The sequence below is a fragment of the Bradyrhizobium sp. 170 genome, assembly GCF_023101085.1.
Lineage (GTDB): Bacteria > Pseudomonadota > Alphaproteobacteria > Rhizobiales > Xanthobacteraceae > Bradyrhizobium.
Genome location: NZ_CP064703.1, coordinates 5,861,623 through 5,884,020, shown reverse-complemented (window position 1 = coordinate 5,884,020; position 22,398 = coordinate 5,861,623). Strand labels below are relative to the sequence as shown.

Here is a 22,398-nt window from a genome sequence, read left to right as displayed (position 1 = left end):
GATTCCATGAAAAAGTACCAAATGTACATTGGGGGGAAGTGGGAGGATCCTGCCTCGGGCGAGTGGTTCGAGACCATGAACCCTTACACCGCCGAGCCTTGGGCGCTGATCCCGCGGGGCAATGCCGAGGACGCCGCACGCGCCGTGCAGGCGGCGCATCGCGCGATGAATGTCGGTCCATGGCCCAAACTCAATGCCACGCAACGCGGCGCGTTGATGCGCAAGTTGGGCGATCTGATTGCGGCAAATGCAGAGCGGCTGGCCGAGATCGAGGTAAAGGACAACGGCAAGCTGATCAGCGAGATGCGCGGGCAGCTGAACTATATTCCCCAGTGGTACTATTATTTTGGCGGCCTTGCCGACAAGATCCAGGGCTCGGTCATTCCGATCGATAAGCCCAACATGTTCACCTACACGAAGCATGAGCCCGTTGGTGTGGTCGTCGGGATCATCCCGTGGAACTCGCCGCTGATGCTGGTTGCGTGGAAGCTCGCTCCGGCGTTGGCGGCGGGAAATACCGTGGTACTCAAGCCTTCGGAATTTACCTCGGCGTCGCTGCTCGAAATGATGTCATTGGTGGAGGAGGCCGGCTTTCCCCCTGGTGTCATCAACGTGGTTACAGGCTTTGGCAACGAGGTTGGGCCGACGCTCGTCGAGCATCCTCAGGTCGCCAAAGTGGCCTTCACGGGATCCGATGCGACGGGTCAGAAAATATACGAAGGTGCCGCGCGCGGCCTGAAGCGAGTAAGCCTTGAGTTGGGCGGCAAATCGCCGAACATCGTCTTCGACGACGCCAACCTCGACAACGCGGTCAACGGCGCAATCGCCGGGATATTCGCCGCCGTAGGGCAGGCGTGCATAGCCGGGTCGCGAATGCTGGTGCAGGAATCGGTCCACGACGCCTTCGTCGAAAAACTGTTGAAAGCGGCGGCCACGATCAAGATGGGCGACCCGATGCGTGACGAAACCCAGGTTGGGCCGGTCGCCAACGTGCCGCAGTTCGACAAGGTGCTCGCCTATATGGAGATCGCCAAGAAAGACGGGGCGCATCTGGCTCTGGGAGGCGATCGCGCGCACAGGCCTGAATGCGGAAAGGGTCTTTTCGTGGAGCCCACGGTCTTTACCGGCGTCAAGAACAGCATGCGGATCGCGCAGGAAGAGGTGTTCGGCCCAATCCTGTCCGTGATCCCGTTTCGCGACGAGGAAGAAGCCATCGAAATTGGCAACGACATCCTGTTTGGCCTCGCCGCGGGTGTCTGGACGCAGAACATGAAGCGCGCCCATGTCATGGCCGACCGGCTGAAGGCAGGCATGGTGTGGGTCAACACCTACCGCATGGTGAGCTATATGGCTCCCTTCGGCGGATACAAACGAAGCGGACTTGGGCGGGAAAACGGCATCGAAGCCATCAACGAATACATGCAGACCAAAACGGTTTGGATGAGCAGCGGTGACGAGCCCTATCCGTTCGTTCTCCGGTAGGCGGCGGCCGCAATCGACAAGGCGACGTCAGGGATCAATTGCCATGACGGCGTAATATCATATATCCAAAATTAATGACCCGGGATCAACCCGGCGGGCGTTAAACAAGGAGGGAGCTTCGCCATGAGAGCAGTATCGGCCATTGCCTTGGCCATATCGGGCCTGTTGCTATCGGACATCGCAGTACAGGCGCAAAACAAGGACGCTTCGAAACCCGTCGTCTTGAAAGGCGCCACGCTGATCGATGGATTGGGTGGAAAGCCAATCGCGGATTCGGTTCTCGTCATCAAGGACGGCCGCATTTCGGCTGCTGGGGATGCGAAATCGGTCAAGGCTCCGTCGGGGGCCGAGGTCGTGGACCTCAAGGGCAAGACCATCATGCCCGGCATGATTTCCAACCACTCCCACATTGGCATCGTAAGAGGGCTGAAGGCGAGCCCGGACAACTACAATCGCGAGTACATCATATCGCAACTTCGGCAGTGGGAAGCCTATGGCGTGACGACAATTACGTCATTGGGTCTGAACGCGGCTGAATTCTACGATCTGCGCGCCGATTTGCATTCGGGCAAGGCGCCCGGCGCGGATATCTTCGGCGCAGACCGTGGCATCGGTGTTGCTCTCGGAGCGCCGCCCGTGGCGATCGTCCCGGTCGGACCGAGCCAGGTCTATCGTCCCGATACCCCGGAAGCTGCGCGGCAAGCCATCAAGGAAATGGCCGGTCGCAAGACGGATCTGGTGAAGATCTGGCTTGACGACTTTGGAAAGCTGTTGCCTGTCAAGGTCAAGCCCGAGGTCTATGCGGCCGCCGTGGACGAGTCCCACAAGAACAAGCTTCGCGTCGCTTTCCACATCAATGATCTGGAAGATGCCCAGGCAGCCTTGAAAGCCGGTGCTGATATCATCGCCCACGGCATCCGGGACAAGGAAGTCGATGCGCCGACGATCGACCTCATGAAGAAGGGGGCGACGTGGTACGTTCCGACCCTGGCGCTTGACGATTCGAACTTCATTTTTGCCGACAAGGCGAAAGTTGCCGCCGACCCATTCGTGAACCGCGCGCTGGATCCGGCCGTCAAGACGCAGTTGGAAGATCCGGCCTGGCAGCAGAAGGTTCACGACGCTCCGGGATCAGAACGCGCGCGCAAGGCTCTGGCGATGAACCAGAAGAACCTGATGACGCTTTACAAGGCCGGCATCAACATCGGGTTTGGGTCGGATTCCGGCGTCGGCCTCCGCTTCCCCGGCGTAGCCGAGCATCGCGAGCTTGATCTCATGGTCGAGGCCGGTCTGACGCCACTGCAGGCGCTGACGATTGCGACCAGCGGCGCTGCGAAACTGCTGAAGCTCGATGATCGCGGGGTCCTGAAGGCAGGAAAGCTTGCCGATCTCGTTGTGCTCGATGCGGATCCTTCGGCCGATATCAGCAACGCCCACAAAATCTCGGCAGTCTGGCATCGCGGACGGCCGGTTGCCGGTTCAATCGCAACGTTCGCGCAACGATAATCGCGGAAAGCGATGACGGATTTGCAGCCGGTCGTCGCTTCCGGACTTAAAGAAGCGCCGTTTCCGATGTGAACATGGGGAGAACGTCATGGGAAAACTGACACGACGTGCCGTGATCGCCGGGGCACTTGCGGTGCCCTTCGCCGCCAGGGCCCAGGAGTGGCCTGCGGGGCAGATGAAGTTCATTGTCCCGTTCCCGGCGGGAGGCACGCTCGACGCGATCGCTCGCCTGGTTCAGCCAGGTCTGCAGCAGCGGCTCGGCACCACGATCATTATTGAAAACCGTGCCGGCGCCGCAGGCAGCATCGGCGCGGCCGCCGCCGCAAAGTCGCCTCCGGACGGGCGCACTTGGCTGTTCGTGTTCGATACACATGCCACTAATCCGGTGATGCAGCCAAGTCTGCCCTTCGATTCCGAGACGGATCTCGATCCGGTCATGCTGGTCGGCACGGCCCCGAACATCGTGGCGTGCCAGCCCTCGCGCCCGTATCAGACGTTGGCCGAGCTCATCGCCGCCTCCAAGGCCAAATCAGGCGGATTCACTTTCGCGTCGGCTGGAACTGGCAGCCTTGGTCATCTGACCATGCTGCAGCTTGGCAAGCGGACCGGCGCGCAATGGACACACGTAGCGTACAAGGGTGCCGCGCCCGCGGTGAACGACGCCATCGGCGGTCACGTGGACATGATCATTGCTGCGACCACCGTGCTCAATAGCCAGATCGAATCCAAGATGCTGCGTCCTCTGGCCCAGACCGGGGCTACGCGTCACCCGACCCTTCCCGACGTGCCGACGCTCGTCGAAAGCGGCTATCCCGATCTGGATGCGACGCCGTGGTGGGGACTCTACGCGCCGGGAAAAACCCCGAAGGCGATTATTGATCGCTTCAACGCGGACATGGCCGCTGCGCTCAAGGAAGAGAGCGTTTCGGAGAAGATTAAGGCCATGGGGCTTACGATTGTAGCGAGCGATCCTGCATACATGCGGAGTTTCTATACGAAACAGGCGCAGGTCTGGGGACAGGTGGTCCGGGAAAACGGCCTCAAAGCCGAGGGTGGATAACAAGCGATGCGCTATGCCTGCTTAGCGAGATGTCTAGACGGCTACCCTTCCTACAGGGTTATTTGGTTGCGCATCGCGCCTTGGCCGTCCCCGCGGACGTTTCGCGCGGAGCGCGGCCTCGGCATCCAGCGCCGCCTGCCGCGCCGAGGCAGCTTCGAGCTGCTCGAGAACCTTGAGCGTCGCCTTTGCGCCCATGTTGACGTGGTTCACAGCGGCGTGCCACGCGGCCTGTGGCTTCTTGGCGATAATGGCGTCGATGATCGCGTGGACCTCCACGGCGTTCTCTTTCAGGCGCTCCGGCTGTGACAAGACGATCGGGCGAAGATAGCTCAACCGGGCGCGAATGACGGTCACAAAGCCCCTCACGACGTTGTTGGAAGAAGCGCTCATAAGGAATTCATCGAGCTGGTTCTTGCACTCGAGAACCTTGGCCACGCTGCCTGTCTTGAAGGCCCGGTCGAGGTCCCGCTTGAGCTTGTGCAATTCCTTGATCTGAGATTCCGTGATCTCCTCGGCAACGATCCTCGCAGTCAGGCCCTCCAGCATTGCCCGCACTTCGTAGTGCTGCCGCGCCTCATCGGGCGATACCCGGGCCACGACGGGCCCCTGATTGGGAATGTTGTCGACGATTCCTTCGGCCTCAAGCTGCCGTAGCGCTTCGCGCACTGCGGTTCTGCTGACACCCGTCCATGAACACAGCTCGCCTTCCTTCAGCCGCTCCCCCGGTTGAAATCGGCCATCGATGATTGCTGTACGAAGGTTGCTCGCGACTTGTTGTCGAAGCGGCGCCGCCGTTACCGGCACTCGCTGAACTTTTGACTTTTTCACCCACAATTCCTTGTTTTGATCCAACAAATTCGATCATACTATACTATATGATTATACCGTCATCCAGCACCTCGATCAGCTGAGCAAAGTTCATATGGCGACTGCAGAGTACGCACTTGTCAATTTTAGACCAATATTACTGTACTACGTGAATAAAAACGGCTGATTGGATCGCGGGGGTGGATTCGCGACCGGAGAAAAGTGCCTTGGGGAGGACATTCGTCCCGGTGGCAAGCTGATGCAAGGCAGCCGCGAAGAGTTCTGGACCTGGCCGAGCGAGCGACGGCACTTGCGGACCGAGAATGCGTTTTCCTACGACGTTAACCTTCCTGAATCCCGCGGTGCAGTCCTGCGGGTCGCGCTTGAACACGGCAACATGGTCGACACGAGAGGGGATATGGGATTCGAGGCGTTTGCCGGACTCGGCCTCCTGGCGGATTTCTTCAGTCCGTCCAAAAACGGTGCAACCAATTGGATGCGCAGGATCAAAAACTCGCTGGATCGATACAGCGTGAACGACGCCCAGTTCTATGTCTCACGCGAACCACCGTGGATTGCGCGGTATTGGCCGATCTTGAGACGCATTTTGTTCCTTCGTCCGTTCAGGCCGATATTCAAGCGCATGATGACCCATTTTGCTGTGGTCGGACTTCAAGCCCTGGTGGGTAAGCGGAAAAGTTAGCTTCGCCGCTCAACCTTGCATCTGTCAGGTTAGAAACGAAAGGCGTCTTCAAGAACCTGATCCAATTTGGTTCAGTACAGATCCGCAAAGCGCTCCCGCAGCAGAGCCTTCTGCACTTTGCCCATGGCGTTGCGCGGCAACGCGTCCACGAAGATGATGCGCTTTGGCTGCTTGAACTTTGCCAGTCTCACTGACAGCGCATCGAGAATGGCTCGTTCATCCACCGAAGAGCCGGGCGAGCGGACAACGGCTGCCGTGACGCCTTCGCCAAAGTCGGCGTGCGGGACGCCGACAACGGCGCTTTCGGACACGCCAGGGATCGCGTCGATTTCGGTCTCGATCTCCTTCGGGTAGACGTTGAAGCCCCCGGTGATGATGAGGTCCTTGCCGCGGCCGACAATGTGCAGATAGCCGCGTGGATCCAGCTTGCCGAGGTCGCCGGTGATAAAGAAGGAGTCGTCGCGGAATTCGGCCGCGGTTTTTTCCGGCATGTTCCAGTAGCCGGCAAACACGTTCGGTCCCTTTACCTCGATCATGCCAACTTCATCGGTGGGCAGGTCAACGCCAGTCTCGGGATCCGTGATACGAACCTCAACGGCGGGTAAGGGGCGGCCTACGGAGCCCGGGATGCGCGGACCCTCGTACGGATTGGAGGCGATCATGCCGGTCTCGGTCATGCCGTAGCGTTCGAGGATCTCGTGACCGGTCCTCTCTTTCCAGTCCCGGTGGGTCTCCGCCAATAGCGGCGCCGAACCGGCAACGAACAGTCTCATGTGAGAGGTCGTTTGCTCATTCAAATTCGTGCTCTGAAGCAAGCGGACATAGAAAGTCGGCACGCCCATCAGTACGGTCGATCGCGCCATCGCAGCCAGAATTCGGTCCGCGTCGAATTTTGGCATGAACAGGATGCGCGCGCGCGCCGTGAACGTCACATTGCAGGCCACAAACAGCCCGTGGATGTGATAGATCGGCAGGGCGTGGATCAGGATGTCCCTGTGAGAGTAGCGCCACTGCTCGACCAGCGTCAGGGCGTTCGAAACCAGATTTCCGTGCGTCAGCATTGCTCCCTTGGAACGTCCCGTCGTGCCTGAGGTGTAGAGGATGGCTGCGAGATCATCCTTCGCCCGTGGCACGGTGTTGAAATCCGCAGGGAAGGTCGCTGCTGCATCGACGAGCGAGCCCTTGCCCTGATAATCGAGCGTCTCGACGTGCCCGCCTGCCTCGGCGGCAATGGCGCGCAGGTCGGTCTCCTCCCTCGGATCGCAGACGATCAAGCTCGGCTGTGCGTCGCGGATGAAATACTCGGTCTCTGCCGGCGTATAGGCGGTGTTGAGCGGCAGATAGACCGCGCCGGCGCGAAGGGTCGCGAGATAGAGCGCGATCGCCTCGACGGACTTTTCGATCTTTGCGGCAACGCGGTGGTTGGGACCGATGCCCTTCTCGGCAAGGAAGCCGGCGAATCTGCCGCTGAGTGCAGCGAGTTCGCCGTAGGTCAGCGTGGCGCCAGTCTCCTTCTCGATGCAGATGGTCTGATCAGAAGCTGAGGGAAGCAGACGATCGTACAAGTTCCAGGTCATGACGAGATCTTTCGTTGCATGTTTGTTTGGGGGCTCGGAACCAGCTCGCGGGACGACAGTTTGGCGCGCAGCGCCTTTTTCACTTTGTCCGAGGCGATGACGGTGCCGTGTTCCGCAAACGCTTCGTGGTTCGCCTCGATATGCTCCAGGGCGTAGAGATAGTTGACCATCAGGCCATAGGATTGCTTCATCCCCTTGCTGGAGGGGTCGCCGAGGAAATTCAACCGCTCGAGCCGGGCACCGTTGCCGAGATGGAAGCGGGCGACCGGATCGACCGGCTTGCCTGAGGGCAGCTTCGCCTTGAGGAAATAGTAAGCTCCAAGGGACGTGAGGGCCTCTCGCGCATGTGCGATGTCACCGCCGTCATCGAGTGCCGACAGCATGCGCCGCGTTTCCTCGTCGATCGCGACCGAGGCTTCCGCCTTCAGCTCACGCTTCAACCAACCGGCGAAGCCGGGAACAGGCGACAGCGTGACGAAGGTCTTGAGGTTGGGCAGCTCGCGGGCGAGGTCCTGCACCACCTGCTTGATCAGGAAGTTGCCGAACGTGACGCCTGCCAGGCCCTTTTGGGTGTTCGAGATCGAATAGAATACAGCGGTCGTGGCTTCATCGGCGATTATTGCCTGCCGCGATTTATCCAGGAGCGGACCGATCGCGCCGGGGATCCCCTTCGTGAGCGCGACCTCGACGAAGATCAGCGGCTCGTCGACGAGCTGGGGATGAAAAAACGCATAGCAGCGCCGATCGGAGGGCTCGAGACGGTTGCGCAAATCGTCCCAGTCCTGGATGGCGTGGACGGCTTCGTACTTGATGATCTTCTCGAGGATGTTGGCTGATGTGCTCCAGTCAATGGGGCGCAGCACGAGAAAACCTCGGTTGAACCAGGACGAAAACAGATGGACGAAATCGTCGTCGACCGGCCGCAGCTCGGGATGCTCACGCAGGAGCGAGAGCAGGACTTCCCGGACGCGCACCAGGGAAGCCGTTCCCCCCGGCGACAGATTGAGGCGCCGGACGAGTTCCTGACGACGCGGCTCCGCCGCCGCGTGCAGTGCCTCGAGCTTGCTGCCGTCGCCGCCTTCCTTGCGCTGATAGTCGGCAATGGCAAGTTCGATGGAACGACGGTCAGGTCCGAACCGGTCGGCAAGCGAGGCGAGGAATTTTAGCCGTTGCGGCTCGTCGGCCCTCTCGAAAGCTGCAAGCAGCGATTGCGCGATCGCTACGCCCGAGGCTTCGCCGCGTCGGGAGAGCAGCGCCTCGCCCATAACCTCGAGGTCGCTATCCTCGTCTGCCCCACGTTCCACCTTCATGCCAAGGACCGCGCGACCACGCTGTGTCAGCGTCTCGATCAGGCCCTGGAGGAATTCGGGCGCCATGATGCGTCCGGACCTTGTATCGTTCAGCATCGTTCATGTGCCTCCGTGGTTATCGGGAAGGGGGACCCATCACCAGGTTGGGCAACCCGGTGGAGATCGAGGGCATCAGGCAAAGCAGAACGACTGCGAATGCCATCAAGAGCACGAACGGCAGCGTTCCCCAGATCACGTCCCGCAGGGGAATGTCGGGCGCAATGTTCCGGATGACGAAGATGTTGAGGCCGACGGGTGGATGAATGAGACCCATCTCCATGACGATCGTCATCACCACGCCGAACCAGATCAGGTCGAAGCCTGCGTCCTTGAGCGGTGGCAGGATGATCGGCGCCGTCATCAGGATGATGGAGACCGGCGGAAGGAAGAATCCCAGTATAACGACCATGACCAGGATCGCGCCTAGCAGTACCCATCGCGAGAGCTGCATCGCGACGATCGCTTGAGCCGCCCCCTGGCTGATGTGGAGGTAGCTCATCACGTAGGAATAGAGCAGCGACATACCGATGATCAGCATCAGCATGGTCGATTCCTTCAGCGTCGATTCCAGGATCGGGCCAAGGTCCCTGGGCCGCCACACGCCGTAGATCGCAGCAATGAGGGCGAGCGCAAGGATGCCGCCAAGACCTGCCGTCTCCGACGGCGTTGCATAGCCGCCATAGAGCGCGATCATGACGCCGGTCAGGAGAATGATGAACGGCAGAACACGGGGCAGGGCGCCGAACCGTGCGGCCATGGTGAAGCGTTCGTTCGACAGGATGGGATGCTGCGACGGCTTCTCCTTGTAGAGTCGTTGCGCGGCTGCGTATTCCGCCCTGAATTTTACGACGGCGTAGGCCGCAAACAACGCAACGAGCAGGAGGCCGGGGCCGATGCCGGCGAGGAAGAGGCGTCCAAGCGATTGCTCCGCAGCGACCGCATAGAGGATCATGGTGATCGACGGCGGCAGCAGGATGCCGAGCGTTCCACCGGCCGCGATGATCCCGGCGGCAAAGCCGCCCGAATAGCCGCGCTTGCGCATTTCGGGAATGCCGGCCGAGCCGATCGCCGAGCAGGTCGCCGGCGACGAGCCGGCCATTGCGGCAAACAGCGCGCAGGCAAAAACGTTGGCGATGCCGAGTCCGCCGGGAATGCGGCCCATCCAGACATGAAGCGCGGTGTAGAGATCCTGGCCGGCTTTCGACTTGCCGATCGCCGCACCCTTCAGAATGAAGAGCGGGATCGCCAGCAGCGTGATCGAGGCCATTTCCTCGTACACGTTCTGCGTCACCGTATCGAGCGATGCGCCGGGCATAAAGAAGTACATGAAGACGACGGCCACCGTGCCGAGCGCGAGCGCAATCGGCATGCCCGAAGCCATGATGGCGAGCGTTGCGCCGCCATACATCAGTCCAACAGCCAGCGTGCTCATTTGCCCCCCCTTACAACCGCCGAAACAAGCTGCAGCGCGATCTGCAACGCCATCAGCGTCATGCCAAGCGCCATGGTGCTGTAGGGAATCCACAAGGGTGGCGCCCAGGTCGATCCGGAAACCTGTCCGTCGACCCATGCTTCGTGAAACAGCGTCCAGGACTTCCAGGCAAAGAAGCAGCAGAATGCGAGGCTGACTGCATCGACCACGAAGATGCGGATCGCGTCGCCCCGCGGCGAAAAATAGCCGTTGAGTGCCTCGATTCCGATATGGCCCCGTCCCGATTGGACGAAGGCGGTGGAAAGGAAGGTGCCGCTGACCAGAAGGAACACTGCCGCCTCGTCTTGCCAATACGTCGCGGCGTTGAAGAAGTAGCGCGCTACCACGCTGTAACTGAGAATCGTGCTCGCCACGATGAGAGCCACCGAGCAGAGCACGACGATGGTTTTGTTGAGCACGGCCATGGCGGAATTGATCCGTGCCATAAACGTGCCGGGCTCCGCTTCCGCGACGGTGACGGGGTTGCCGAGATCGATGCCGTGCGCGCTCATGCTCCTGTCTCCATCGCAAGCTTGAGCAGCCGGGCGCAGTTCTCGCTCTTGTTGGCGTAATCCTTCCACGCTGTTTCGCGCGCCAGTTCGCGCCACTTCTGGACGACCGCTTCGTCGAGATCGTGAACCTTGGCGCCGGCCGCCTCGTAGACCTTGGCGACGCGGACATCGTCCTCGACGGCGGCAGATCGGCCATATTCCTCGAGCTCGGCGCCGACCGACAAGATGATCTCGCGTTCCTCGTTCGACAGGCGATCGAACGCGGCCTTCGACATCAGGAGCGGCTCGAGCATGAACCAGTAACTCTTGGCCCGGCCGGTCGTCAGATGCTTGGCAAGCTCCTCGAGTCTGAACGACGTCAGGCTGGTGGAGGAGGTGAGGGCGGCATCGCAGGCGCCGGTCTGCATGGCGGCGTAAAGCTCGTTGGACGGCAGCGACAGCACGGCCGCACCGGCCGCCTGCAGCACCAGGTCCATCTCGCGCGAGCCGCCGCGGATCTTCATCCCCTTGGCGTCACCCACCTCAACGAGTGGACGCGCGCGACTGGCCGCGCCGCCGGCCTGCCAGATCCAGGTGATGATCACCACGCCCTTGCTGGCGAGGAATTTGGCGAGTTCTTGGCCGATCGGCTTGTTCTTCCAGCCCAGCCCTTCTGCGTAGCCGGTGACGAGGCCCGGCATCAGGCCGAGGTTGAGTTCAGGAAGATCGCCGCCGGCGTAGGAGATCGGAATGAGGCTCATGTCGAGCGCGCCTTTCCGCATTGCCGAGAACTGCGCGTTGGTCTTCATCAGCGAGGAGCCGGGATAGATATCCGCGGTCATCGTCCCCTTGCTGCGCTCCTGGATCACCGTCGCAAACCGGCGGCAGAGCCGGTCCCGAAAGTCGCCCTCAGTGGCCGTACCACCAGGGAATTGGTGCGAGATTTTCAGTGCGGTGCCGGCGCGGGCGCTTCCGAACCGTAGGAGCGCGGGCGCGGCGATTCCAAAGGCAAGAGCTTGTCGTCTCGAAATGCTCATTCCATACCTCCCGTTGCTATATTGCATTTTTTATTCGTATTTTTGTATACAATATGGATGAAACTGCATGCTGTATGTTTTGTCAAGTATGTGGTATGGAAATTTTTACCGGGTGTATGCAATGAGCCAAGCCTTTAGCCTCAAGCAGGCGATCGAAGATGCTGTGATTGCAGGGGAATTTGTCCCCGGCGACCGGCTGGACGAAGCTTCGTTGGCGGAGCGATTCGGGGTGTCGCGGACGCCGGTCCGGGAAGCACTGCTTCAGCTTGGTGCGGAAGGCTTCATTGATGTCCGGCCGCGCCGCGGCGCGATTGTCAGCGTGCCCACGCCGACGCGCCTGTTCGAAATGTTCGAGACCATGGCGGAGATCGAAAGCGCCTGCGGACGATTGGCCGCGCGCCGTCTCACCCCCGATCACGAGGCCGCCATTGAAGCCGCGCATCGCGGCTGCGAGATCCCGGCGAAAGAAGGCGACAGCGAGCGGTATTACGCAGTGAACCGCCAGTTTCACGAGGCGATCTACCGCGCCAGCCGCAACGAATTTCTGGCCGACCAGGCGCTGGCGCTGCACAAGCGGTTAAGCGCCTATCGCCGCATACAGCTGCGTGCTCGAAATCGCTTGTTGCAATCGCTGCAGGAACACGCCGGAATTCTCGAAGCGATCCGCGCCGGCGACGAGCAACTCGCGGCAACCCGGCTTCACGATCATGTCATGGTGCAGGGCGAGCGGTTTTCCGACATGGTGCTCGGTCTTGCCGGGAACGGCCGCCCCGCTGCTGCCGGAAGCAGGAGTGGGACGAAATAGAGATTTCCTCCGTCTGCGATTCAGTCATTCACAGTAGGCTTCCGCACAGCGATCGATGTCAAACGATCTTGCGGCTACGAGCTCGCCGCTGGGACCGCACGCGATCGTGGGTTCATGTGCCTGACATACAACGTTCGATATCGCCCGCCCAGGCATTGGCGATGAGATTGCGAATTGCGCTCCGATCGATAGGTCGCGGATTCCAGTATGGGCTCTGCACGGCGAGATCGGCCGCCCGCTCGATGTCGCGTTCCTCCATTCCAATCGATTTCAAGCTGTTCGGGCTGTCGAGTTTCTTTGCCAGATCGACCAGGGCCTGTGTCCCGCTACGGCCGCCGAGGGCGCGAGCGACCGCCTGGTCAGCCTCCGGTGCCGCCTTTGCGTTGTAGGCCATGGCGTAAGGCAGAAGGACCGTGTGGGTGTCCGCATGCGGCAGGTTAAAGGACCCGCCCACCACATGACAAAGCTTATGGTGCAACGCCATACCCACTGATCCAAGGCAGATACCGCACAGCCACGCGCCGTAGAGCGCTTCCGCACGCGCTTCCCGGTCTTGGGGATTGGCGACGATTGCAGGGAGCGCGCGCCCCATTGCGGCTATCGCTTGCTCAGCCATCATGGAGATGACCGGATTTCGGTCCTGCGCGTAGAGCGCTTCCACGGCGTGCGCGATGGCGTTGGTGCCCGATGTGACGGTCAATCGCGGCGGCAAAGTGAGACTGAAATCGACGTCATATATGACGATCTCCGGAAGCACCTTCAGGGTGCGCTGCGTGATTTTTCTGCCGCCTTCGGTCTCGCCGATGATTGGAGTCATTTCCGAACCGGCATAGGTGGTTGGAATAACGATCTGGATCAGATCCGTGCGGAGCGCGATGGCTTTGCCGAGTCCCGTGGAGGAGCCTCCTCCAAAGGCGATGGTGCAGTCGGCGGCACAATCTCTTGCTGCTCGTAGTGCCCGTTCGGTGACATCGGTAGGCGTGTGCATGGCGGTATCAGTGAAGGTGCCTGCCGCCAGCGCCCCGATGGAGGCGGCAATGTCCTTCAGCGCCGCAGCCTGTTCCGGTGTGCTCAACAGCAGCGCGCGCGTGCAGCCTGCGCGCTCCATCTCCGCTTCCAAAGCCGAGATCGTGCCTTGGCCGAAAATGACCCGACCAGGCAAGGCGTTATAGACAAATGACTGCATGACGATCAGATCTCCGTCTCAGGGCGCGTTCATGTCGCCGAATCCGGCAATCATGATCTTCTGCGCAGCACGAAATCATATGCCAATGTGAAGAAGGGAACATCCAGTATGCGTCCGTCTGGCGCTTTGCCGGCTTCATGGTGGACGAAATCTCCGATCAATGAGTCCTTGACCCCAAAGACAGCGTCGGAATCAAGATACTGGTCGCCATTGACGAAGACATGAGTTGTGAGCTTCTCATGATCGGGCACGTCGATCATGAAGTGCACATGTGCCGGCCGCCAGGGATGGCGCGCTTGAGCCGTGAGCATGTCGCCGACCGGGCCGTCGTAGGGGATCGGATAGGCTGCCGGCTTGATCGACCAAAAGCGGTAAACGCCGTCGGCGTCGGTGTGCAGGCGGGCTCGGCCGGCAAGACCTTCGGTCTGCTCGAGGTGCTGTACATCATAACAGCCCTCCTTGTCGGAGTGCCACACGTCGACGACGGCATTCGCGAGTGGAGCACCTTCGACGGACGTCACCCGGCCGTGGACATAGAGAGGATCACCTTCCAGCGTTCCCCTGATATCGGCGCCTGACGGGTATTCCGGCGGATTCTCGACATAGAATGGGCCGAGCACGGTGGTTTCGGTGGCGCCGGGAGCGGCGTGATTGATGGCATCGACCAGCATCGATACGCCGAGCGTGTCGGAGAGCAGGATGAATTCCTGACGATTGCCGTCACAGGTCTTGCCGGTGCGTGTCAGGAAATCAATCGCATAAACCCATTCTGCTTCGGTCAGGCGCACGTCGCGCACGAAATCATGGAGATGGCGGATCAGCGAGGCGCTGATCTCTTTGACCCGCGTATTAGGGGTGTCCTTGATACGCTCAACGACGGCGTCAGTGATGGTGGATTCGTTGAAATTCCTCATTGGCTCCCCGTATCCTTTCGTTGCGTGCTGACGGGCTGTTTTGCGCGCCAATCACGTTATTTGCATTCGGCAACTCAAGCGCCGATCATTCCCGACCGAGAACGCGCCGGAGGATCTCCGTCGCAGTTTCATCGCTGTTGCCGCGCCATGCGACAATCTGATCCGGCCTGATCAAGACGAGGTCGGCCTGGTAAAGATCTCGCGCCTCGTCCGATTGGAGATCGACGACTTTCATGTCGAGCCCCAAGGCACCAGCCGCCGCTGTAATCTGTCGTCCGTCGGCGCGGTTGGAAAGCCGCAGCAGGGTCCATTCAAAGCCGAAGCGGTCGTAAAGGGACTGCTCTGGGGACAGCCACAAATGAGGTGCGCGTCCGCCCGGACAGGCGGACGGAACATACAGGTTGGCCGCATCGGGCGGCGGTTCCGTTCCGTCCGAAACCGTAATCGGCGAGGCGTAGTATCGCGCGCCGAAGGTGATTCCGGGGATGTTGAACTCGGCCTTGCCGTGCGCCTCAAGATAGCTGCCGGCGAGGCGGCGTGCTTTAGCACCGTCGGATGTCTCGTCCTCGATCTCCGGGACGGGCACGAACATTCCCAGCGAGTCGGCAAACTGCCGCGCGTAGGCCGTGTTGCGTCTGGCGTTCGGCTGCCGCTCGGCCTCGTAGCTGGCGAGCAGATCAGGACCGCCGCTCCCGCGGATTGTGGCTGCGAGTTTCCAGCCTAGATTCACCGCGTCCTCGATGGCGGTGTTGTAGCCAAGTCCGCCGGCGGGGGTGAACAGATGCGCGGCATCGCCGGCGATGAAAGCGCGACCGCGCTGGAATCGGTCAGCCACCAACGCATAGCCGGCTATCCAGGTGCCTTGCGACAGGATTTCGGCCTGGATCGGCGCGCCAACGGCTTCCTGAAACATCGCGAGCGCGCGTTCCCGCGTGATCTCGCCTTCCACCTCGTGGGGACGCAATTGGGTATGGAAGGCAAACTCGCCCTTGCCGTCGACCGCCGCCATGAAGGCCCGACGTTCATGATTGAAGGTGACGTTCATCCAGGCGGGCGGATGCGGAACAGCCTGATAGAATTCCGGCGCACGCAGGTAGATCGCAAACATGCGCCCACCGAAGAAGTCGCGCACGGCGCCTTCCTCACCGGTGTACTGGAAACCGAGCGCCTGTCGCACCGTGCTGCGCGGACCATCAGCGCCAACGAGGAACGCAGAACGAATGCGATGCGCCTTGCCGCCGCTCACCCGCTCGATATCCGCCTCGATGCCCTCAGGCGTCTCGTTGAAACCGGTGAGCCGCCAGCCATAGTGAACCGAGACTCCGGGCAGAGATTCGGCATGCCGCCTCAGCACCTGTTCGACGAATTTCTGGGAGACGCGATGGGGGAGCTCGGCAGCGCTCCACGATCCCGCGAGCTGCTTCACGCGCTCGGCCGCCTCGCGTGACGACGGCAGCTTGAAGCGCGCGAGCTCGTACTTTGCATAACGCGTGAAATAGGCGATGTCGGTCGGAAAGTCCGGCGGCAGGCCCAGCGCGCGAATTTCGCCGGCGAAGCCCAACCGCCGGAAATGCTCCATGGTGCGGGCTTGCGTTGCGTTGGCTTGGGGATTGAAAGCCGTGGTCGGCTTCTGATCCACGAGAATGGCCGTGATGCCGCGCCGCCCCAACTCGTTGGCGAGCATGAGGCCACACGGGCCGCCGCCGACGATGAGCACCGAAGAGTCGCTTGGAGGTGTGGGCATTTGTCGCTCTCTTGAGGCTGCGCAATCTGCTTCTTGCCGCGGCGCTTCCGGAAAAGGACTGAAGGCCGCGGCTTGAATTGCCGGGCACTAGTTGTCGGCCCTGATTCCCCGTTCCCGGATGATTGCGCCGAACCGCTTGGAATCCTCGCGGGCTCTTTCCCCGAACTCGTCGGGGGACATCGCAGCCGGCACATTGCCGACTGTCATGATGCGTTCTTTCAACGCGGCCGTTGCGAGCGCTCGATTGATCTCCGTATTCAAGCGCATGATGACTTCACGTGGGGTTCCGGCAGGCGCGTAAACGCCAAAAATGGCGTCCGCGTCAAAGCCGGTGAGGCCGAGCTCCTGCAGCGTCGGTACGTCGGGAAGTTGAGGAGAACGCTGCGGGCTTCCGATTGCAATGGCCCGCAGCTTGCCGGCTTTCACGTGCTCGATGGCGATGCCGGGGTCGAACAGGAAGTCGATTTGCCCCGCAAGCAGATCGTTGAGCGCTGGTGCTGCGCCGCGATAGGGCACATGTACGGCGTCCGCACCGCTCATCTTCTTGAGCATTTCCGCCGCAAGATGCGGAGAGCTGCCGATCCCGGGCGATCCGAAATTGCGCTTTCCCGGGTTGGCCTTGAGGTCGGCGACGAACGCCTTGAAATCCTTCGCCGGATTTTCTGTCCGAACGACGAGATAGAACGGGACACGCGCCACGGAAGCGACGGGAACGAGGTCCTTCGCCGGGTCGAAAGACATGTTGGCATACAGATGCGGATTGATGGCGACCATTCCGCCTGACGACATGAGCAAGGTGTAGCCATCGGGCGCGGATCGGGCCACCATTTCGCCGCCGATGTTTCCGTTTGCGCCGCCCTTGTTTTCGACGACCACCGGCTGGCCGAAGGTCTCAGTGAGGGACTGGCCTATGAGGCGCGCAAGCAGGTCGGCCGCCCCTCCCGGAGGGAAGTTGACGACGAGTCGAATGGAATGGGTGGGCCACGTTTGTGCCAGCGATGTCGATATCAAGCTCACGACGAAAGCGAGCGCGATTGCAATGGCCCTCATGTTTGTCTCCCCGGGTTACATTATTTGAAAGTAAGGTGGTGGATTCTATTTGAAAGTAAGGTGGTGGATTCTCGGCCGGTCCGCAGGATCGCGTTCCCTATGTAAAGAGAGCGGCTCGCGCAACTTGCGCTCAACCCGCGAGAAAATCGCCAATCGTCGTGATACAGGTCGGGTCTTCCTGCGTGGCGAAGTGTCCGACACCGGGCACAATATGGATGCGTGCTCTTGGAATTTCTCTCGCCCAGAGTTCCGCCTGGCTGGCAAGTGATACCCTGTCCCTGTCGCCCCATAAGAGGAGAGTTTCGTTGGGTATCCGGCTTAGCCATCGGCGGAGATTCGGATGTCCCACGCCGTGGGATTTCCGAATATTGCTCAGCGCGTTGCTTTCCCGTTCCCTTGCCGCAATGAACTGTTCTGTCGGAGGAGCATGCGAACCTCCAGGAAAGTATTGGGCTGCGACTTCCGTTCGATGCGCCAGGTATTGCGGCAAATCTTGCGGAGCGATTTTGGTGAGGTCGGCGCCGCGATGATCAGGATCGTTGAGCCCGGCGGGCGCATTGAGCACCAGACGGGCAAAGCGTTCACCGGCGACCGCGGCAATTTCCGCCGCCATCCACCCGCCCATGGAATGCCCCACGAGGTGCGGCCGATCCAGACTTAGTGCTGCGATGAGTCGCAGGTTATGAACGATCAAGTCCTGCATCCCGCAGATATGCGGCGCGGGCCCACTTTCGCCGAAGCCGGGATGAAACGGCAGATAAATCCGAAACCTGTCGGCTAAACCCCGGGCCCATTCATGCCCCTCGATGGTTGCTGCGCCGTGAAGCGCAAGGACAGCCGGGCCCTTTCCGATGATCTTTATCACCGTGTCGACGCCGTCAATTTCGAGTCTTGCCGTTTCGAATGTCACGTCAAACTCCATGCTGAGTCCGTGCTTGTCTTGCGCGCCGGAACTATGGTTCGACCCTTGCGTCTATCGGGATGGATGGTGCTCTCTGTCTGCCGAGACGTTGCATGCGCACGAAGTCGATCACCTGGTGCCCCACCGTCTCGAGCTGACGTTGGGTTGCCATATCGATACAATTGCCTTCAGTGTCGAATAGGGCTGTGGATGTATTCAACATCGCACCAAGGGGCGTGGGCCAGCCCCTGAGCGAGTGAGCGATCGTCCGAAGTGCACCTAATGTCTGCCCAACCGCCTGCCACCCGCCGGCACATGCGATGCAGCCGACTGGAATTCCATCAAGGTAAGCGCGCGGGTCTGTCCTGAGTTCTTCTGCGTAGTCGAGCGCGTTCTTGATCAAGCCGGATATTGATCCGTGGTAAGCAGGGGACGAGATAATAATGCCGTGGCATTCACGAAGCGCGGCCAGGAGACGCGAAGCCTGGTCGGATTGCTGCTGTCCGGGCATATACATCGGCAGAAGCAGTTCTGCGCCGGAGAGAAGAATTGTCCTGGCGCCTTTATCCTCGGCCGCCCTGAGACTGACCGCGAGTGCGCGTTCGGATGACGACCCACGCCGCGGCGTGCCGCCAATTCCGACGATGAGAGGTCTATCCTGGATCATCCTCTTCTCCGCTGTTGTCCTGTGGCGACGGTTTCTTCGCGACTGGATATGCCAGTCGGAGATGCCGCAGTTGCTTCGCGCGTGCAGCCGTTTGATTCCTGCTCGACCGATCAGCCGATCAGCCGATCTGCGCGCGGCGCATTTGGGGAATTACCTCCTCGCCAAACAGGGCAAGCGATTCGCGGCGACGCGGCGAAATGCTCCTGCCCAGCATCGCGAGTAAATGGCCTGCACCGCATTTGCGACATTGATCAATGACTTGTTCGGCGACTTGCGTCGGCGTGCCTGCGATATAGTCGTCGTCATGCAAGGAAAATCCGGCTCCAGCTCTCGGCGCATCGAGCGTTGACGCCGCGTGCTTGACGACGCGGGGATCGCCAGCCACGACCTTCAGAGTCGCTTCCTTCGCGGCCTTTGCTTCTTCTCGCGCCTCAGCGGCATCACGTGAAATGGAGATATTGCGCCGGACCGCGAGCTGATCGGGGCCTGCCGGCAGTCCCAGTCGGGCACATTCACTTCGATAGACGTCGAAGATTTCCGATATGCGAGAGACGGATTCGAAGCCGGTGCAAATCTTGGATCGTCTTTGGGCTGATTTCTGCGCGGATCCGGTGCTTACGACGGTTGTCCATTTCGGCGGTGCGGGCTGCAGGAAAACGCCTGGCATCAGGCTGAGGTTCTCGAGCTTCCAGTACTTTCCACTGTGGTTGACGACGGGGTTGATCAGGGCAGCATCAAGTATTTCCAGAGCCTCGTTGAACCGCTCACGGGCCTCCTCAATTCCCAGGCCTATCCGCTGCAGTTCCTGGGGCACGCCGGCTGCAAAGCCGATTTCGAGGCGTCCATTTGTCAGGTGGTCCAGCATCGTCAGTTCTTCGATGATGCGCCACGGTTCATAGAGCGGCACGACGTTTCCCATCGTTCCCAGGCGCAGCCGGCTGGTGTGGCGAGAGACCGCTGCGATCAGGAGATTGGGCGAGGGGCTCAACGAATGACCGAAGTGGTGCTCGCTGAAGAATATTCCTTCGAAGCCCAGCCGTTCGGCTTCGAGCCAGAATGCGTAACCTTCGTTGAACACGGCGGTCACGGTGCCAGGCAGGGCTTTCCCATCGCTCGGCTCCGGGGCCTGCATGAACTCAAAAATCCATGGCTTGATCAAGGTCTGTTCCTCCCAGGCGTGACGGTCGCTTGATTGGCGGCTCCTTGAGCGGCGCATTCTCGATTACCCGGGTTTTGGAAATTTGAAAAATCGATTATAATGATCCGTGATATTTATAATGTGGATGTATTCAAATGCGGTTCGAAGGCCTGGATCTCAATCTCCTGGTCGCTCTTGATGCGATCCTTGAAGAACGCAGTGTCATGGGGGCCAGTCGGCGCCTACATCTCAGTCAGCCGGCGATGAGCGCCGCCATCGGACGATTGCGTCAGTATTTCAACGACGAGATTTTCACGATTTCAAAGCGAAAGCTCGTGCCAACGCCATTGGCACAATCGCTGGAAAAGCCAACGCGGGACATATTGCTGCGCATCCGGACCAATTTGATCTCGCCCCCGAAATTCGACCCGGCGAACTCAGAACGGCGTTTTCGGCTGGTCGTTTCCGATTATGCGAGCATCGTATTGATGCATGCCGTGATGAAGCGCGTCTATCGGGATGCGCCGGGCGTTTGTCTTGAGATTCTTCCTTTTAGTGACCGGGTCGATGAGCAGCTTCAGCGAGGAGAGGTCGATTTTGTCGTAGTTCCTGCGTCAAATCTCATTCATGGCCATCCCAGCCAACATTTGTTCGCCGACGAATTCTGCTGCATCGCCTGGCGAGGAAACCGCCAGATCGGCCGTTCGATCTCGCTTCGCCGTTATCTTCAAGCTGGGCACATAACCGCTCAACTCGGGCTAATGGGCGGGGCCTCCTTTGATGAACGGGCGCTCGTCCAGCTGGGTTATAGGCGCCGTATCGAGGTCATTGCCCCGAACTTTACCGCAATGGCTGCCATGGTTATCGGGACAAACCGTATCGCCACGATGCATCATCGGTTAGCTGCGATCTTTGCGCGAAACTTTCCGTTGAAAATCCTGCGCGCGCCGGTTCGCATCCCTGCCTTTCGGGAAGCTCTTCAATGGCCGGCATCGTTTCATATGGATCCCGCACTGGCGTGGTTGCGCGAGATAATAACCGACGTTGCTTCCGAAGTTGACCGGACTCCCGCTGCACAAATGAGGGTTGGGTAAAGGGAGGGCTCAAGATCGAAGAAGTCGCCGTCCGGTGTTCGCCACGGATCGGATGTCGTGCCCGCCGGTGAGGAGAGGCAGATTGGAGATCGGGCAACTGGATCAAGCTTCACCACTTTCCGGAGGTTCCGAGACCATGGCGGCCGAAAGGTGACGCTGTGGATGGCTCAGGAGTCCATTTCTCCCTTGGTGTTGAGCCTGGGACGTAATAAAGGCTTATAGTCATGTCAGATCTAACCCAACTCGCCCTGTATTGCGCTGCAGCTTTCGTGCTCGCCGTCACGCCCGGTCCGGGTATCTTCTACGTCGCTGCGCGCACGCTCGCTGGCGGTCGTGTGGAAGGCGTGGCCAGCAGTTTTGGCACCGGGTTGGGCGGCCTGGTCCATGTTTTTGCGGGCAGTCTGGGTGTTTCCGCCATCGTGCTCGCAAGCGCGGAACTGTTCACCGCGCTGAAGCTGATCGGCGCTGCTTATCTAGTTTGGCTCGGTCTTCGCACTTTCCTGTCCGCTCGGCGGGACGCGTCGACAAGTCTGAACGGAGGATCCCCGGCACCGTCTATCGGGCCGCGGCGGGCATTTCGTGAAGGAGTGCTGGTAGAGGCGCTGAACCCGAAGACAGCGGCGTTCTTCCTTGCCTTTATTCCGCAGTTCGTGGACCCGGCCGAAGGTCACATCGCACTGCAATTCGTGGTGCTTGGCTTCGTGTCGGTTACGCTGAACACTCTCGCCGACATCGTGGTCGCTTTTGCGGCGAGCGGCATCCGGGAAGGCGCAGCAGCGCGTCCCACGCTAATCCGCCGCCTACGAGAGGGGTCGGGGGCCGCGATGATCGCGTTAGGCATCGGTCTGGTTCTGGCGAAGCGCCCTGCTACCTGATCGGGGGCTAAGCTGCTCTCACGACTGTCAAGTCCGGGTCCGTTCAGGGTCGAAAGCGCTGCCGCTGTGAAGTTTATCGACTCCAGAGCCTCCTCCGGACCTTAACCGCTCCGGACCTTAACCGCCTAGAGCAGGCGCTAGGGGACCATCCTCATCAGCCTACTGAGTTTGGTTCGGCGACCTCGTGAGGCATCGTCCGGCGCCAATGATCGAACCGTGGGTCAGGACAACGATTTGCTTCGCAATCACGTCTGACGCATAGAGATTTCCCGAATTGAACGCGGAACAGCCGGCTGAAGTGAGAGGGGTCATTGAAGCCCTACGAGTAAGCTCGCGCAGCCGCCCGCGGTCCGAAGTGCATCGGGCATGTTGAAATAGAGCTTGGCGTGCAGGATTTGATCCTCGATAACTTTCTCGTCGGTGACCGACAAAGCGGTCATCCTCTACCCCGCATTTAGCCCAAAGCGAAGGCAGCTTGCGGCAGGAAGTAGCAATGCAGGGCGCAAATTTCACCGGCGCTTGCGGCTCAGCGCACGTCGTT

At 60.3% G+C, this 22,398-nt stretch carries 21 protein-coding genes; 7 read left to right on the top strand and 14 right to left on the bottom strand.

What is annotated here, in order from left to right; translation table 11 throughout:
* Window positions 1-6: 6 nt before the first annotated feature.
* The 3 genes from IVB05_RS27375 to IVB05_RS27365 all read left to right on the top strand — a co-directional run bounded on the left by IVB05_RS27375 (window position 7) and on the right by IVB05_RS27365 (window position 4,048).
* Window positions 7-1,482, top strand: coding sequence for an aldehyde dehydrogenase (locus tag IVB05_RS27375; RefSeq protein ID WP_247786968.1), 1,476 nt, complete (start codon window positions 7-9; stop codon window positions 1,480-1,482).
* 123 nt (window positions 1,483-1,605) lie between these two features.
* A complete protein-coding gene (locus IVB05_RS27370) occupies window positions 1,606-2,988 on the top strand; it encodes an amidohydrolase family protein (protein ID WP_247779079.1) in 1,383 nt (460 codons plus the stop codon).
* Window positions 2,989-3,076: 88 nt separating this feature from the next.
* A complete protein-coding gene (locus IVB05_RS27365) occupies window positions 3,077-4,048 on the top strand; it encodes a tripartite tricarboxylate transporter substrate-binding protein (RefSeq protein ID WP_247779078.1) in 972 nt (323 codons plus the stop codon).
* Between the two features lie 33 nt (window positions 4,049-4,081).
* Here IVB05_RS27365 and IVB05_RS27360 read toward each other — a convergent pair whose 3' ends face one another.
* Window positions 4,082-4,900, bottom strand: coding sequence for a GntR family transcriptional regulator (locus IVB05_RS27360; protein ID WP_247779077.1), 819 nt, complete (start codon window positions 4,898-4,900; stop codon window positions 4,082-4,084).
* A 214-nt stretch (window positions 4,901-5,114) separates the two neighbouring features.
* Here IVB05_RS27360 and IVB05_RS27355 point away from each other — a divergent pair, with 214 nt between their 5' ends.
* The gene (locus IVB05_RS27355; protein WP_247779076.1) at window positions 5,115-5,558 is read left to right on the top strand and encodes a hypothetical protein; all 444 of its coding nucleotides are present in this window, start codon (window positions 5,115-5,117) and stop codon (window positions 5,556-5,558) included.
* A gap of 71 nt (window positions 5,559-5,629) precedes the next feature.
* On the opposite strand, the gene IVB05_RS27350 is transcribed toward IVB05_RS27355, so the two are convergent.
* From IVB05_RS27350 to dctP, 5 genes are read right to left on the bottom strand one after another with little or no spacing between them, the layout of a single operon-like run.
* A complete protein-coding gene (locus tag IVB05_RS27350) occupies window positions 5,630-7,135 on the bottom strand; it encodes a malonyl-CoA synthase (protein ID WP_247779075.1) in 1,506 nt (501 codons plus the stop codon).
* The gene (locus IVB05_RS27345) at window positions 7,132-8,541 is read right to left on the bottom strand and encodes a malonyl-CoA decarboxylase (protein WP_247779074.1); all 1,410 of its coding nucleotides are present in this window, start codon (window positions 8,539-8,541) and stop codon (window positions 7,132-7,134) included. The genes IVB05_RS27350 and IVB05_RS27345 overlap by 4 nt, the downstream gene beginning before the upstream one ends.
* Before the next feature lie 19 nt (window positions 8,542-8,560).
* Window positions 8,561-9,916 (bottom strand): TRAP transporter large permease, encoded by a 1,356-nt coding sequence (locus IVB05_RS27340; protein WP_247779073.1) that lies wholly within the window; start codon window positions 9,914-9,916, stop codon window positions 8,561-8,563.
* Window positions 9,913-10,467, bottom strand: a complete 555-nt coding sequence (locus tag IVB05_RS27335) for a TRAP transporter small permease (protein ID WP_247779072.1) — start codon at window positions 10,465-10,467, stop codon at window positions 9,913-9,915. Before IVB05_RS27335 ends, IVB05_RS27340 begins: the two co-directional genes overlap by 4 nt.
* On the bottom strand, window positions 10,464-11,483 hold the full coding sequence (gene dctP, locus IVB05_RS27330) for a TRAP transporter substrate-binding protein DctP (RefSeq protein ID WP_247779071.1): 1,020 nt from the start codon (window positions 11,481-11,483) through the stop codon (window positions 10,464-10,466). The genes IVB05_RS27335 and dctP overlap by 4 nt, the downstream gene beginning before the upstream one ends.
* A gap of 121 nt (window positions 11,484-11,604) precedes the next feature.
* On the opposite strand from dctP, the gene IVB05_RS27325 reads away from it, so the two are divergent.
* Complete coding sequence (locus tag IVB05_RS27325) at window positions 11,605-12,288, top strand: GntR family transcriptional regulator (RefSeq protein WP_247779070.1); 684 nt, start codon at window positions 11,605-11,607, stop codon at window positions 12,286-12,288.
* 112 nt (window positions 12,289-12,400) lie between these two features.
* Here IVB05_RS27325 and IVB05_RS27320 read toward each other — a convergent pair whose 3' ends face one another.
* The 7 genes from IVB05_RS27320 to IVB05_RS27290 form a co-directional block, all read right to left on the bottom strand.
* Window positions 12,401-13,474 (bottom strand): maleylacetate reductase, encoded by a 1,074-nt coding sequence (locus tag IVB05_RS27320; RefSeq protein ID WP_247779069.1) that lies wholly within the window; start codon window positions 13,472-13,474, stop codon window positions 12,401-12,403.
* Between the two features lie 50 nt (window positions 13,475-13,524).
* Window positions 13,525-14,388: an intradiol ring-cleavage dioxygenase gene (locus IVB05_RS27315; protein ID WP_247779068.1), complete on the bottom strand. Its 864-nt coding sequence runs from the start codon at window positions 14,386-14,388 to the stop codon at window positions 13,525-13,527.
* Window positions 14,389-14,473: 85 nt separating this feature from the next.
* On the bottom strand, window positions 14,474-16,132 hold the full coding sequence (locus IVB05_RS27310; protein WP_247779067.1) for an FAD-dependent oxidoreductase: 1,659 nt from the start codon (window positions 16,130-16,132) through the stop codon (window positions 14,474-14,476).
* A gap of 87 nt (window positions 16,133-16,219) precedes the next feature.
* Entirely contained in the window at window positions 16,220-17,182 is a 963-nt protein-coding gene (locus IVB05_RS27305) for a tripartite tricarboxylate transporter substrate binding protein (protein WP_247779066.1), read from the bottom strand.
* Window positions 17,183-17,312: 130 nt separating this feature from the next.
* Window positions 17,313-18,092, bottom strand: a complete 780-nt coding sequence (locus IVB05_RS27300) for an alpha/beta fold hydrolase (RefSeq protein WP_247779065.1) — start codon at window positions 18,090-18,092, stop codon at window positions 17,313-17,315.
* Window positions 18,093-18,135: 43 nt separating this feature from the next.
* A complete protein-coding gene (locus IVB05_RS27295; protein WP_247779064.1) occupies window positions 18,136-18,750 on the bottom strand; it encodes an NAD(P)H-dependent oxidoreductase in 615 nt (204 codons plus the stop codon).
* Window positions 18,751-18,868: 118 nt separating this feature from the next.
* Window positions 18,869-19,909, bottom strand: a complete 1,041-nt coding sequence (locus IVB05_RS27290; RefSeq protein ID WP_247779063.1) for an LLM class flavin-dependent oxidoreductase — start codon at window positions 19,907-19,909, stop codon at window positions 18,869-18,871.
* 134 nt (window positions 19,910-20,043) lie between these two features.
* Here IVB05_RS27290 and IVB05_RS27285 point away from each other — a divergent pair, with 134 nt between their 5' ends.
* Together IVB05_RS27285 and IVB05_RS27280 are read left to right on the top strand one after the other, a co-directional pair.
* On the top strand, window positions 20,044-20,982 hold the full coding sequence (locus tag IVB05_RS27285; RefSeq protein WP_247779062.1) for a LysR family transcriptional regulator: 939 nt from the start codon (window positions 20,044-20,046) through the stop codon (window positions 20,980-20,982).
* Between the two features lie 224 nt (window positions 20,983-21,206).
* Window positions 21,207-21,857, top strand: a complete 651-nt coding sequence (locus IVB05_RS27280; protein WP_247779061.1) for a LysE family translocator — start codon at window positions 21,207-21,209, stop codon at window positions 21,855-21,857.
* Between the two features lie 308 nt (window positions 21,858-22,165).
* On the opposite strand, the gene IVB05_RS43570 is transcribed toward IVB05_RS27280, so the two are convergent.
* Window positions 22,166-22,297 carry a hypothetical protein gene (locus IVB05_RS43570; protein WP_256472544.1) on the bottom strand — a complete coding sequence of 44 codons (132 nt, stop codon included), beginning with the start codon at window positions 22,295-22,297 and terminating at the stop codon, window positions 22,166-22,168.
* Between the last annotated feature and the right edge of the window lie 101 nt (window positions 22,298-22,398).